This is a genomic window from Rhodococcus sp. G-MC3, assembly GCF_030063335.1.
Taxonomy (GTDB): Bacteria; Actinomycetota; Actinomycetes; order Mycobacteriales; family Mycobacteriaceae; genus Rhodococcoides.
This window is the reverse complement of the sequence record NZ_JASISW010000010.1, coordinates 117,306-130,032: the sequence shown is the minus strand read 5'-3', so window position 1 is coordinate 130,032 and position 12,727 is coordinate 117,306. Positions and strand designations below refer to the sequence as shown.

General features: G+C 62.7%; 14 protein-coding genes. 5 read left to right on the top strand and 9 right to left on the bottom strand.

The window, feature by feature from the left end:
* Positions 1-142: 142 nt before the first annotated feature.
* From QMK17_RS13560 to QMK17_RS13545, 4 genes are all read right to left on the bottom strand, one after another.
* On the bottom strand, positions 143-910 hold the full coding sequence (locus QMK17_RS13560) for an SDR family NAD(P)-dependent oxidoreductase (protein ID WP_283509783.1): 768 nt from the start codon (positions 908-910) through the stop codon (positions 143-145).
* Positions 911-1,210: 300 nt separating this feature from the next.
* Positions 1,211-1,912: a TMEM165/GDT1 family protein gene (locus QMK17_RS13555; RefSeq protein WP_283509782.1), complete on the bottom strand. Its 702-nt coding sequence runs from the start codon at positions 1,910-1,912 to the stop codon at positions 1,211-1,213.
* A 229-nt stretch (positions 1,913-2,141) separates the two neighbouring features.
* Positions 2,142-2,669 carry a peptidase gene (locus QMK17_RS13550; protein ID WP_283509781.1) on the bottom strand — a complete coding sequence of 176 codons (528 nt, stop codon included), beginning with the start codon at positions 2,667-2,669 and terminating at the stop codon, positions 2,142-2,144.
* 193 nt (positions 2,670-2,862) lie between these two features.
* On the bottom strand, positions 2,863-3,486 hold the full coding sequence (locus QMK17_RS13545; RefSeq protein WP_283509780.1) for a superoxide dismutase: 624 nt from the start codon (positions 3,484-3,486) through the stop codon (positions 2,863-2,865).
* Between the two features lie 377 nt (positions 3,487-3,863).
* On the opposite strand from QMK17_RS13545, the gene QMK17_RS13540 reads away from it, so the two are divergent.
* Positions 3,864-4,928: an acyltransferase family protein gene (locus QMK17_RS13540; protein WP_283509855.1), complete on the top strand. Its 1,065-nt coding sequence runs from the start codon at positions 3,864-3,866 to the stop codon at positions 4,926-4,928.
* Positions 4,929-4,972: 44 nt separating this feature from the next.
* Here QMK17_RS13540 and QMK17_RS13535 read toward each other — a convergent pair whose 3' ends face one another.
* The gene (locus tag QMK17_RS13535; RefSeq protein ID WP_283509854.1) at positions 4,973-5,899 is read right to left on the bottom strand and encodes an LLM class F420-dependent oxidoreductase; all 927 of its coding nucleotides are present in this window, start codon (positions 5,897-5,899) and stop codon (positions 4,973-4,975) included.
* 201 nt (positions 5,900-6,100) lie between these two features.
* Between QMK17_RS13535 and QMK17_RS13530 the strand changes: the two genes are divergently transcribed.
* The 4 genes from QMK17_RS13530 to QMK17_RS13515 all read left to right on the top strand — a co-directional run bounded on the left by QMK17_RS13530 (position 6,101) and on the right by QMK17_RS13515 (position 9,091).
* On the top strand, positions 6,101-6,421 hold the full coding sequence (locus tag QMK17_RS13530; protein WP_283509853.1) for a rhodanese-like domain-containing protein: 321 nt from the start codon (positions 6,101-6,103) through the stop codon (positions 6,419-6,421).
* A gap of 230 nt (positions 6,422-6,651) precedes the next feature.
* Complete coding sequence (locus QMK17_RS13525; RefSeq protein ID WP_283509779.1) at positions 6,652-7,389, top strand: DUF4328 domain-containing protein; 738 nt, start codon at positions 6,652-6,654, stop codon at positions 7,387-7,389.
* Entirely contained in the window at positions 7,386-8,156 is a 771-nt protein-coding gene (locus QMK17_RS13520) for a glycerophosphodiester phosphodiesterase (protein WP_283509778.1), read from the top strand. The genes QMK17_RS13525 and QMK17_RS13520 overlap by 4 nt, the downstream gene beginning before the upstream one ends.
* Positions 8,157-8,185: 29 nt before the next feature.
* Positions 8,186-9,091 (top strand): DUF5926 family protein, encoded by a 906-nt coding sequence (locus tag QMK17_RS13515; protein ID WP_283509777.1) that lies wholly within the window; start codon positions 8,186-8,188, stop codon positions 9,089-9,091.
* A 66-nt stretch (positions 9,092-9,157) separates the two neighbouring features.
* Here the strand turns inward: QMK17_RS13515 and QMK17_RS13510 are convergent, their stop codons facing one another.
* The 4 genes from QMK17_RS13510 to QMK17_RS13495 form a co-directional block, all read right to left on the bottom strand.
* Positions 9,158-9,712, bottom strand: coding sequence for a ferritin (locus QMK17_RS13510; protein WP_283509776.1), 555 nt, complete (start codon positions 9,710-9,712; stop codon positions 9,158-9,160).
* 112 nt (positions 9,713-9,824) lie between these two features.
* Positions 9,825-10,370 carry a ferritin gene (locus tag QMK17_RS13505; RefSeq protein ID WP_283509775.1) on the bottom strand — a complete coding sequence of 182 codons (546 nt, stop codon included), beginning with the start codon at positions 10,368-10,370 and terminating at the stop codon, positions 9,825-9,827.
* 30 nt (positions 10,371-10,400) lie between these two features.
* Positions 10,401-11,630 (bottom strand): LCP family protein, encoded by a 1,230-nt coding sequence (locus QMK17_RS13500; protein WP_283509852.1) that lies wholly within the window; start codon positions 11,628-11,630, stop codon positions 10,401-10,403.
* A 280-nt stretch (positions 11,631-11,910) separates the two neighbouring features.
* Positions 11,911-12,717 carry a CPBP family intramembrane glutamic endopeptidase gene (locus QMK17_RS13495; protein ID WP_283509774.1) on the bottom strand — a complete coding sequence of 269 codons (807 nt, stop codon included), beginning with the start codon at positions 12,715-12,717 and terminating at the stop codon, positions 11,911-11,913.
* Positions 12,718-12,727 lie beyond the last annotated feature (10 nt).

Sequence of the window (12,727 nt, the reverse complement as noted above, 5' to 3'; positions counted from 1 at the left end):
GCGATGGTCCATTCATGCGGGCCGGGAATAGTTTGCGCGCAACATGAATGGACCACCGCAACCGTCTAAGCGTTGCGATGGTCCATTCATGCCGACGGAGCGGAGTCTGCGGAATAACCCAGAATTCAGGCCAAAGCCACAATCAGCGCGGAGCCATGCGGATAGCGCCGTCCATGCGGATGGTCTCGCCGTTGAGGTAGTCGTGCTCGGCGATCATCTGGACCAGCTGTGCGTACTCCGTCGGCTGCGCGAGCCGTGACGGGAACGGCACACTGGCCTCGAGGCCCTTGCGGTACTCCTCGGTGACGCCGGCGAGCATCGGGGTGTCGACGATTCCCGGTGCGATCGTGTTGACGCGAATGCCGAACTGAGCAAGATCGCGGGCGGCGGTGATGGTCATCGCGTGGACGCCACCCTTGGACGCCGTGTAGGCGATCTGACCGATCTGACCTTCGAATGCCGCCACCGATGCGGTGTTGATGATGACGCCGCGCTGACCGGCGTCGTCGACCGTCGACAGGTTTTGGATCCGGTTCGCGGCCAACCGCATGACGTTGAACGTGCCCAAAAGGTTGATGGTGATGACCGTGCGGAAAAGTTCGAGGTCGTGCGGACCCTTCTTCGACAGAATTCGGCCGGCCCAGCCGACACCCGCACAGTTCACGACGAGCCGCAGCGGAACGCCCGCCTCGGTGATCTTGTCGAGAGCGGCCTCGACATCTTCTTCGCTGGTTACGTCGGCTGCGATCAGCGTGACGCCTGCAGGAACGCTGTCACCTGCGCGTTCGATGGATTGAGCTAAGTCGAGACCGAATACTGTGACTCCTGCGTCGGCGAGGCGCTTGGCCGTTGCTGCTCCGAGGCCCGACGCCCCTCCTGTGACCAAAGCTGCTGTTCCCGAAATCTCCACTGACGCATCCCTTCGCTGTTGGCGGCATGTGATTCGAGTTGCACCATAACCGGAGGGGTGAGCTCGCCGGACCGGTAGGTGTCGGAGCGGACACATTACGGTCCGCTGGTGTGAGCGTTCACAAGCGATCAGGGTGTGGCCGCGTCGACCAACCGCCCGATTGGCTCCGTACTCGATGAGGTCGAGCTCGGCCGCAGCCGACGAGGTGACAGCGGCATGTACGTTCTCGCGTGGGCGAGACGAGGATCCATCAGCCGGGCGTGCAGCGGTTTCGACCTACATGGTGAAACTCTGAGGCGTTCAGCCCTCCATGACGTTCGTCTGTTCGAGTGATGCTGGCTTGCGACGGCGTCGGACGACGACGACGGTTGCCCACGCGGCTGCGGATATCGCGGCCACAGCGGCCCCGCTGATCAGCGCAGCTGCAGTTCCCGGCATGACGCCCTCGAAGAACAGCGATACACCGAAAACGAAGAACAGCACGGCCGCACCGTATTGGATGACGCGCTCGGGTAGATGCTTGCCGAGGACGGCGCCGATGACGATGGCGAGCGCGTCGGCAGCAACCATGCCGACCGTAGATCCGATCCAGACACCGACCCAGTTGTGGTCGGCAGCGAGAGTGACAGTGGCGAGCATCGTCTTGTCGCCCAGTTCGGCGAGGAGAAACGCGGAGGCGATCGCGATGAACGCCGAACGCGTAACTTTCGACGCCTTGGCTCCCTCGTCGTCCGAGAGGGAGTCGCCTCGCAGTGTCCACAGTCCGAAGACGACGAACGCTATACCGGCGACCGCGGAGATGAACTCCGTCGGGATGGACAGTCCGAGAAAGTGGCCGACGGCAACGGACACGAGATGCACGATCGTGGTTGCGACAGTGATGCCGCCGATGACGATGTACCACCGGTAGCGCAGTGCGAACGTCATCGCCATCAGCTGGGATTTGTCGCCGAGTTCGGCCACGAAAATGACCACGAAACTGAGTAGCAGGGCAGAGAACATCGGTACGCAGACTCCTCGGTCGATTATGTGACCGAAGGTCTCGCCCACCGACTCCTTGGCGGATCCGGTTCGCTGTGCCGGGCCGTGCCGGTGAGGGCACATCGCCAGTATGTCGACACAGCGATTGGGGGCTACTCCCCTTCGCTGGCGTCAACATTAAGTACTCGAACGTGAAATGTCCAACGCCACACCAAGTTTGGGCCCCCGAATTTTCTTGTGTGGGATACGGCTACGAAGCCAGGAGCATGGCCAAAACTGCGGTGTCGGGATCGCTGATCGGATCCAGGCCTATCCTGCTCACCATGGACGTGACGGTGCCGTCGGATTCGGCTTCGACCCAGGCCGCGCGGTGTTCCAGTCCAAGATGCGGCAACCCGGGAAGCAGGACGCAGCCCGACGCCGCACCGAGGCATTCGGGGAGTGTCGGTGTGGTCTCCGAGGGGGGATGGAGCATCAACAGCGCCGGAGGTTGGTGGCCGGCGAAACGTCCGGGTGTGACGGCTGCGTCACCGAGGACGGTGCCTTCGGCAAGGACCAGGCCGACGGTTCCCGGTTCCGGGTCGTCGGGAAGCTCTTCGCGTGCCCCGAACACCGTCGAGGTGGCGAGCAAGCCCGGCATGGACGCGACCTGCACGGCCAGCGCGAGAAATTGAGCCCATTCCTTGGTCGTGTCCGGCCAGCGTCCGGAAATGACGAAACCGCGAAGAAGTCCGGCGGCATGGAAAGGGGAAACACCGATGAGATTTCGATCGTTCATCTCGCAGCTCCCTTGGGTCGATCCAGGATAAAGCCCGGGTACACCACGTTGGGTACGAGAAGCATGGAACACAACGGTGCTGGCACACAAGATGGTGTGAGTGCCAGCTATTGGCCGTATCCCACAAACATGAATGGACCACCGCAAAGCATCACGCTTTGCGCTGGTCCATTCATGCCGGAAAAAGAAAGACTTACGGGAAAATCAGACCCAGAGTCTTCGATGTTGCAGCCTCGAAGCGAGCCTGGACGTCTGCCCAGTTCACGACGTTCCAGAACGCCTTGACGTAATCGGCCTTGACGTTCTTGTACTGCAGGTAGAAGGCGTGCTCCCACATGTCGACCTGGAGCAGCGGAATGATGCCGAGGGGCACGTTCGCCTGCTGATCGTAGAGCTGGAAGGTGAGGAGCTTCTTGCCGAGCGAGTCGTAGCCCAGGACGGCCCAGCCGGATCCCTGGAGGCCGTTGGCCGCTGCGGTGAACTGTGCGCGGAACTTGTCGAACGAACCGAACTGGTCGTCGATCGCTGCGCTCAGTTCGCCTTCAGGCTTGTCGCCACCGTTGGGGGAAAGGTTCTTCCACCAGATGGAGTGGTTGACGTGACCGCCGAGGTGGAAAGCGAGGTTCTTCTCGTGCAGGAAGATGGCAGCGTGGTCGTCATTGTCGCGAGCTGCGGCAAGTTTCTCGACGGCGGTGTTCGCGCCGGCAACGTAGGTTGCGTGGTGCTTCGAGTGGTGCAGTTCGTTGATCTCACCCGAGATGTGGGGCTCGAGGGCGGAGTAATCGAAATCTAGGTCGGGCAGTGTGTACTCGGACACGTGTTTCCCTTCTCTATCGACGTCGCGCCCGGCAATTCAAGGGCGCGCTCGTCCTACAGCGGATCATTCGTCGGGTTCAACCCTATTCATTCCTACCCCTAGTGCAACTGTTGTAACCGAGATGCATTTCTCGGAATAAAAACACGCTGCCGCGACGCATGGAATCAGGACCTAGAACACGCTGCCGCGACGCATGAAATCAAGGGCGTGGAACACGCTGCGCGACGCAGGAACAAAGTCACAGGGAGATCACGGGTAGGTCTCTCGATTCGTCCAGGAGATGAACAGGAAACTACAATTTCGGCGTGGCACCTCTGCGCAAGTCGAGCGAGAGCGTCGACGCATCGTTGGCACTGGCCGTCGTTCACGCACCTCGTGTGGAACTGGCCGGCGCCAATCTACTGCGTTTCATCGCCGTACTGGCTGTGCTGTACTCCCACATTTCGTTCTACTTGATCGACGATCGAAGTGAGGGCTGGTGGGTGATCGACTTGGTCTATCGCGTCCTTGTTCAGGAAGCGGGCCTCAACAACCACCTCTCGTTCGTCGGCGTTGCTATCTTCATGCTGCTCACCGGCCTCTTGGTGACCAGATCGGCGATGCGGCAATCGCGACGTGACTTCGCTGTCAGTCGCCTGTCCAGGCTGATTCCAGCGCTGTGGGTAGCCGTCGCGCTGGCGATTCTGTTCGTGAGACTCGGCATCAACGGCATGTTCAGCGGCCAGAACGGCATCAGTAACTCCGAGGCCGCGTTCAGCTTCGTACTCGGCGGATTTTTCCTCGAACCCGAGGTCGCGGTCCTCGGCGTCACGTGGACACTGACCGTTCAGCTGATGTTCTACCTGTACTGCGTGGTGGCGCGCGACATCCTGCGGAAACGACCCATCCTCGTTCCGCTGCTCGGTGCCGCTGGGTGTGCGGTGGTGATCGTCAACAACCTCTACGTTCCGCAGCCGTGGTCGGTACCGATGCTGTCGAAGATCGCCGCGACACTCCCGACCCTGTTCCTCGGTCAGATCATCTACTTGGGCTGGGCGCGCATCGTCGCGTGGAGGTGGGTGGTGGTTGCCGTCATCGCCCAGGCCGAGGTCGTTCGTCTGGCGACGGATGCGCACGCCTACTGGGCAGGTGACAAGTACCTGTGGACGATCATCGTCGTTACTGGACTGGTGCTGCTCCTCGGGCGCTACGACGGACGAGTTGCTCACTGGGCTTTCATCCGGTGGACCGGTACCCGCAGCTACGCGATCTATCTGGTGCACACTCTGATTCTTTACCGGGTCTACGAGAATGTCGTCCCGTACACCGGTCCAACCGGAGCCGTCGTAGCCTTCGTTGTCGTCACTGCGGTGGTCTCGGAAATTATCTACCGGTGGGTCGAGACCCCCGCGGCGACCTGGCTGAACAGCCGGTTTCGTAGCAGGGAGGCCGTGCGTGTTTGAGGCCCGCCTGCCGTAACTTTTCACTCACGGGCGGCGTTGCCGCATTACAGCTGGGGAATCACCTCGGACGCCACCAGTTCCAAATGGTCGAGATCGGACAGGTCGAGCGTCTGCAGATAGACACGCGAAGCCCCGAGCTCGCCGAAGCGGCCGATCTTGTCCACCAACTCCGCCGGACTTCCCGCGGCACCGTTCTCGCGGAGTTCGGACACCTCACGGCCGATCACCCCGGCTCGACGCGCAATATCGTCTTCGGTCTTCCCGCAGCACAGAACCAGAGCGTTCGAGTAGACGAGAGACTCCGGATCCCGGCCCGCCGCGGTAGCCGCTGCGCGCACGCGATCGAACTGGATCCCTGTGTCTTCCAGCGACGCGAAAGGAATGTTGAACTCGTCGGCGTACTTCGCAGCGAGCGCCGGGGTGCGCTTCTTTCCGCCGCCCCCGATCAGGATCGGCGGGCGCGGGGATTGCGCAGGCTTCGGCAGCGCGGGGGAATCGACGATCGTGTAGTGCTTACCGACGTAAGAGAACGTTTCGCCGATCGGTGTTTCCCACAGACCGGTGATGACGGCCAAGGATTCCTCCAACTTGTCGAAACGCTCACCGAGCGACGGGAACGGAATGCCATACGAGGTGTGTTCCTCCTCGAACCATCCCGCGCCGAGCCCGAAGTCGACGCGCCCTCCGCTCATGGCGTCGACCTGCGCGACGCTGATCGCGAGCGGACCCGGGTACCTGAATGTCGCCGACGTGACAAGCGTTCCGAGCCTGATCGTCGACGTCTCCCGTGCGAGTCCCGCAAGCGTGATCCAGGCGTCGGTCGGTCCGGGGAGACCAGCGGAGTTCATCGCCTGGTAGTGGTCGGAGCGGAAGAAAGCGCCGTACCCGAGAGTCTCGGCTGCCTGCGCGACGCGCAGAAGTTCGTCGTACGTAGCGCCTTGCTGAGGTTCGGTGAATACGCGCAGTTCGATGTTGGAGGAAACCATGTCGACAAGTCTAGGAGCGCGCCGAGCCTGTGGATAAAACCGGCGGATGCCCTGTTTCTGTGGATGATTCTGTGGATAATGTGGATAACCTTCGCCATCGGACCAGAATCGACACCATCCGCGAGTGGCAGTCCCGGCGTACCCCGTGACAAGATCGCGTATGTGTCTGCTTCGGATCTGCCTTCCGTGCCCGCCGCCGAACTCCCCGCCGAACTGAGCGGGTCGACGATTCTTCTCGACGTTCGTGAGAACGACGAGTGGCAGCAGGGCCACGCGCCCGGTGCGCTTCACATCCCCATGGCCGAGGTCCCGTCCCGGCTGGAAGAAATCGACGCGAACGCCGAGCTGTACGTGGTGTGCAAGGCGGGCGGCCGATCTCTTCGAGTCGTTGAGTACCTCGCTCAGATCGGGTACGAAGCGACCAACGTCGACGGCGGAATGTCCGCATGGCACAGCGCGGGTCGACCGATCGTGCGTGACGACGGCGCCGAGGCGAGAATCCTCTAGTGTCCGCTTTCCAAGTCTGCGCGCGCTGCGCGACGAGATGGCCCGTCGGCGCTCGTCCTGCGGTCTGGTGCCCCAGGTGCCACGGAGTTCTGCTCTCACCTGTGTCCGCGCATGCTCCCGCGCGTGGGCAACGCAACTTCAAGTGGGTTGCGCGACGCCCGAAGAGCCGGACGGCGCGTCAGTCAGGACAACACGCTTCACAGCGCGTAGCTACGCCGAGATACGACGAGATGCCCCGCTGGGGGCTGATCGACCGACCGGTGTTGCGACTCCCCGAGACCGAGTCTCGCCTGCAGCGATGGGCAGCCGCCGCGCCTGGGCTGCTGTTTCTCGTGGGGGGTCTGCTGGGGCTCGCTGCCGCCGCTGAACTCTTTCGCTATGGAATTCTTCTCTACAACCGCACTCGGCTGGTGAGTCCAACGACTCTCGTCGTGTCGGATGCGCTGGTCATGTTCGCGGAGGTTGCATCCATCGTCATCGGGATCGCAGCGGCCATCGCATCGGCCTGCTGGCTGATCTCCCGTCGGCAAGTCATATTCGAACGTGCTGGAACCCAAGATCCTCGGAGTGCTCGAGGAATCCTCGTCGGGTCCCTCATCCCAATCCTGTCCCTCGCGATGCCAGGGGTATTTCTTACCGAACTGGTCGACGCCAAAGGTGGCAGTGACCGCCCGCGAGCACTGGTTCTGGTACGTATCTGGTGGGCTGCGTGGGTGATCAACTGGGGATTCGTGCTGGCAGCAATCTTGTGGCGCTTCCGCGATTCTCTCCAGTCTCGAGCCGACGGCGTGCTGTTTTCCGCGCTGGTCGCGCTCGTCGGACTCGCCGTCGTACTCCTGACCATCCGACTCATTCGCACCATCGACGACCAGCGGTGGCGTGGCAACGATCGCAAGGCCCCGACCCGGTGGACCGTGTCCGTTCAGTGCGAAACCGAGCCTGCCGCCGCCAAGGTGCCGGTCTCGTGACCTCCGGACGCCGCGGACCCTTCGTCGTCGCGCATCGAGGAGCGTCGGCGGAGAAGAAGGAACACACCCTCGCCGCCTACGATCTCGCGCTACGTGAGGGCGCAGACGGAGTGGAGTGCGACGTCCGGCTGACCCGCGACGGTCACATCGTGTGTGTCCACGATCGGCGGGTCGATCGCACGTCCACCGGCACCGGAATCGTCAGCGAACTCGATTACGACACCCTCAAGACGTTCGACTACGGTGACGGCGCCGAACCTGCGGACCTGTTGACGCTCAGCGATCTGATTCAGCTGGTGCTCGACTGGACCAGCAAGCCGACCAAACTTTTCATCGAAACCAAGCACCCGGTGCGCTACGGCTCGCTGATCGAGAGCAAAGTGCTGGCCGAACTCCACCGCTTCGGTATCGCGCAGCCGGCGTCCGCCGATCATGCGCGTGCGGTCATCATGTCTTTCGCCCCCACCGCGGTATGGCGGGTTCGACGGTCTGCACCTCTGCTCCCGACGGTCCTTCTCGGCGACACATCGCACTACCTCGGTGGCGGTGCCGCCACAACCGTCGGTGCCACCGCTGTCGGGCCGTCGATCAAGACTTTGCGTGAGCATCCATCGATAGTGGATCGGGCTGCGGCGTCGGGACGCGCGACGTATTGCTGGACGGTCGACGAGAAAGAAGACGTCGATCTGTGCCGCGAGCTCGGTGTCGGTTGGATCGCCACGAACAATCCTGGTCGGACGCGGGCGTGGCTCGAGGGAGTGACCTAGAGGAATGACGAACGTGTAGGTTTCGACGCGTGGGTAAGAGCAAAAGAAACAGTGGTCCGAAGCAGGACAGCAACCGAGCCGCGAAGCTCGCACAGCGCGAAGCCGAGCGTGAAAACCTTTCGGCCGCGCCGGTACGTCCGTTCCAGGGTGTGCAAGCCGAATGCGATCTCGTCGCGCTCCGTGAGTTCGTTCCGTCCGCGACAGCGCCTGTCGTTGTCGACGGTCGCACGCTGACGATCGCCACGGTCCTCCCGGGTGCAGTGGCAGCGTTGGTGCGCGAAGAGAAGGACGTCGTCACCGGTTTCGCGGGTCTGCAGGTGCAGGTGCACTCGCCGAACGTGGCAGCTGATCTCTCGAGCGCCCTTCGGTGGGCGTCGACGGCTCAGCCCGGAGAATCGCTCGAGTCGGCAAATCCCGACGGCAATACAGCGGCATTGTCGGAGGTGCTGGACCCGACCCTCGATCTCGAGATCACGGTGCATCAGGACTTCAACTGGTGGCTGCCCGAGAATGTCGATCCCGCACCGGATGTCGCGGCGACGGTCGAGCGCGCGAATCAGGCGATCATGCCGTCGGCCAGGCTCGAAGGCGAAGGCCTCGTTGCTGCCTGGTGGGTCGATGCGGGTGCCAAGGCGCATCTGCGCTGGGTGCGACCCGAGAGCGAAGACGATCTCATGCTCGCGTTGGCTCGTCTGCACGCTGCGGGAGATCTGACGCTGGGAGAGGGCTCGCGGTACGCGGGGTCCTTCCGCACACATGGCCTGCTGGTCCCGGTCTTCGATCTCGATCCGGAGATGCATCCGACTGAATGGGCGACGCCCGCAGTGACATTCGGGGAAAAGCTAACCGAGGCTTTGGCTGTCGACGCACCGCTGACCTCGGAGCAGTTGCGTTCACGCGATGGTCTGCGTGGCCGCCAGGTAACTCTGCGATAGGCGCTGTGCGCATGTGAACGGAAATACGTCCCCTGCGACGTATTTCCGCTCACGTGCGCGAAGCGCTTAGATCGAGCCGCCTGCAGCCTTGGGCGCACCGGAGTCCGCCGGTACGGAGTTGCTGTATTCGCGAGCGACGAACTCTTCTAGATCGAACAGGTTGTGGCCTGCGCGGTCCGCAATGTTGAGCAGCGTCTTCATGCTGGCAACCTCTTCTACCTGCTCCTTGAGGAACCACTGCATGAACTGCTCGCCCACGTAGTCACCCTCTTCGCGTGCGGTGCTCGCGAGGGCGATGATCTGCTCGGTGACGGTCTCCTCCTGCGCGAGAGCCAATGCGATCGGCTCGCGAGCGTCGGTGAAGACAGACTTCGCCCCGTCGACTCCGGTGAGCTCGACGGTGATGTCGCGGTCGAGGAAGTACTGGACGATCATCATCGCGTGATTGCGCTCTTCGACGGCCTGCGCATAGAAGTGCTGTGCCAGCTGCGGGAGATCGACGTTGGCGAAATACACGGCCGTCGCAATGTACTGGTGCGAGGCATTGAATTCGTTGCGGATCTGGTCACGCAGCAATGCGTGGAATTTCGAGTGTGTTGTTTCGTTGACGTCTGCGCTCATGAAAAAAGACAATATGCTGGTCAGAGGGCATTGTCATCCAAGCTGAACCTTATTGAGGTCAAGGTTGCCTAAATAAGATTTGCCTAATTCTTGACTCTCACCTGGCGAATCGTCAGAAGGCGCCCGCTATTTTCGGCGCATCGGTGGTGCGGTTCACCCGAGCGTTCGTTTCGCGAGCAACGTATTCCTCGATATCGAAGAGCTGACCACCTGCCCGGCGAACGATGTTCAACAGGCTCCTGATGCTCGCCACCTCCTCGACCTGTTCCTGGAGGAACCACTGGACGAAACGTTCGCCGATGTAGTCGCCCTCGGCGCGAGCGGTACGTGCGAGCGCAGTGATCTGATCGGTGACCGTGCTCTCCTGTGCCAGGGCCAATTCGACGGGCTCCGCGATCTTCGCGAATTGGGTGACGGTATCGCCGAGGCCGGGGATGGCAATTTTCACTCCTCTGTCGACGAGGTATCGAATCATCATCAGCGCGTGACCGCGCTCCTCGGCCGCCTGCGCGTAGAAGCGGCGAGCGAGCTGCGGAAGATCGTTGGTGTCGAACCACACCGCGATCGAGATGTATTGCTGCGATGCGGTGAACTCGTGACCGACCTGAGCGAGGAGAAGTTGGTCGAAAGCCATGCTGCCCAGCGGAGTCGGAGTCATGAGGGGGAGGCTACTCCCAGCGCAGACCCGTCAGGGGCCCGCTGTGCGAAGCTCCTCCGGTATCTGACGGTCCTCCGCGAGAGCGCCGAAGAATTGCGAGGCTCGGTCCGAATCCCACAGCAACACATTCCCGACCTCGGTGTCCTCGAATCCAGCTACCGGAACGGTCGTCGTGACAAGATCGCCCCGCATCGCCCATGCCAGCGACGCCAGATTCCAGATGTGGTCACCCTCGTCGACGCTGAGCGAGGACGCCGTGTCCTTCACCAACGGCCAGAGACGGAACGGATTGAGGAAGGTCGACGGACTGGTCGCCTTGGACAGCAACGCTGACATGAACTGACGCTGATTGTTCATGCGATCGAGGTCGGCGAGTGCGGTTGCGCGCGAACGAACGAATCCGAGTGCTTGCGAGCCCTCGAGTTCCTGGCATCCCGCAGGAAGATCGATCCCGGCGAGTGGATCCGAGATCGCGTTCTGCACACAGACATCGACACCGCCGAGCGCGTCGACGATGCCTGCGAAACCTCCGAACCCGATTTCGGCATAGTGGTCCATCTTCAATCCCGTTGCGCCCTCCACGGTTTGGACGAGCAGTGGCGGCCCGCCGATCGCGAACGACGCATTGAGCTTGTCTTGGCCGTTACCGGGAACCGACACGTAGGAGTCACGCGGCAGGCTCACCATCGTGGTGGCTCCGCCTCCGGACGGGATGTGGATCACGATGATCGTGTCGGTTCGACTGGGCCCGGTTTCGCCGCCCGTTGCCAACGCCGCTTCCTGGTCGGGCGTCAGGCCGGCGCGTGAATCGGAACCGACGAGCAACCAATTGGTACCGGGGGTGTCGGCGATGCGCCCGTCGTAACTGCTCAGCGCATCGACGCGTGTCAACGAACTGTCCACGTAGAAGACCAATCCGCCGACTACCAGAAGCAGCGCGAGGAACGTCAGGCCGAACCGTCGACCCCAGTGCCGCTTCTTGCGTGTACGCGGCGGCTTGGTTGGTTCGGGGCGGCGGAGCGCGCGCTCGGGCGGGGGAGCGGGCTGACGACGTAGTGGTTCGTCACGCCGCGGTTCGTTGCGACGAGGTTGCTCGGTGTAAGGCTGTGGGGCCTGGGTTGGTGCGTACCTGCTGTCCTCGTGGCGTGAATACTGCTGCGTCGGATTCGGTCCACGGGAGACGGCACCGGGCTCGGGTGCCTGAGACCACGCTTGCCGGCCTGGGTTCGGGTCCGCCGGTCGGCCGTCACGCCGGATGATTTGGGTGCCCTCGCGCGGCGGCGGCTGTCCCCGCCCGCCAGGAGGTCGCTGTTCGGGGGGAGGTCGGTAACCGGGGGGTGGGCGTTGTCCGGGAGGGGGGCGGTAGCCGGGAGGCGGCTGCGAACCGGGCGGGCGATTGCCAGGCGGAGGGGGCCTGTAGCCGGGAGGGGGTCCGCCGCCGGCAGGTGGGGGTACGCGGCGGCCAGGAGGTGTGCCCTGCCGGGGGGTTCCACGATCCCGCTCGTCGTCGTTCACGAATCGACTGTACCTATCGGCGAGCTCAGGGCAGCCAGGACAGATGGGTGCGCAGCGCGGTGTATCCGACGAACGCGACGATGTCGATCAGCGCGTGCGCGATCAGCAGTGGCCAGAGGCGGTTCGTTTTCTGCCAGAACCGGCCGAACACCAGACCCATCAGCAGGTTCCCGATCCCCGCGCCGAGGCCCTGGTAGAGGTGATATGAACCCCTCAAAACGGCGGAGGCGAACAGTGAGCTGTTCTCGCCGAGGCCCAGCCGTCGCAATCTGGAGATCAGGTAGGCGACGACGATGATTTCCTCGGCCCCCGAGTTGGCGAACGCGTAGGCAACGAGTGCAGGGAGACGCCACCAGTGATCGTTGATCGTGCTGGGCAGCACTGTGAGATTGAGACCAATGGCGTTACCGATGAGGTAGAACACGAGACCGGGGAGACCGATGAGGGCTGCCAGTCCGAGGCCCTGCAACAGATCAGTCTTCGCGCGGGGTCTCGCGAGGCCGATGCGTCTGGGGCCGAGGCCGGCGCGCCACAGCAAATACAGCCCGAGGCCACCCCACGCGCAGAGTCGCAGGATGCGAAGGAGCTGGTAGAGCAGGTCGATGATGCCGAGGCTGGAACTCGAAGTGTTGAGGGCAACGGTCTGGTCGGAGAGACTGCCCGCAAGGAGCGCGTCCTCGATGAGGGACAGGATGCTGCTGAGGCCGCTGAGCCCGAATGTGACGAGTAGAACGAGTGCGATCTCGATCTTGATTGCGCGGCGTTCACTCGGTTCGAGTGGTGGGCCTGCCTCGGGTGGAGGCGGATTCAGCCAGCTTTTGACATCGATCACGTACGCAAGT

Bases quoted from the DNA above. Each gene is read 5' to 3' on its own strand.
- QMK17_RS13555 (WP_283509782.1), bottom strand. From the start codon at position 1,912: ATGTTCTCTGCCCTGCTACTCAGTTTCGTGGTCATTTTCGTGGCCGAA.
- QMK17_RS13550 (WP_283509781.1), bottom strand. From the start codon at position 2,669: ATGAACGATCGAAATCTCATCGGTGTTTCCCCTTTCCATGCCGCCGGA.
- QMK17_RS13525 (WP_283509779.1), top strand. From the start codon at position 6,652: ATGCCCCGCTGGGGGCTGATCGACCGACCGGTGTTGCGACTCCCCGAG.
- QMK17_RS13510 (WP_283509776.1), bottom strand. From the start codon at position 9,712: ATGAGCGCAGACGTCAACGAAACAACACACTCGAAATTCCACGCATTG.
- QMK17_RS13505 (WP_283509775.1), bottom strand. From the start codon at position 10,370: ATGACTCCGACTCCGCTGGGCAGCATGGCTTTCGACCAACTTCTCCTC.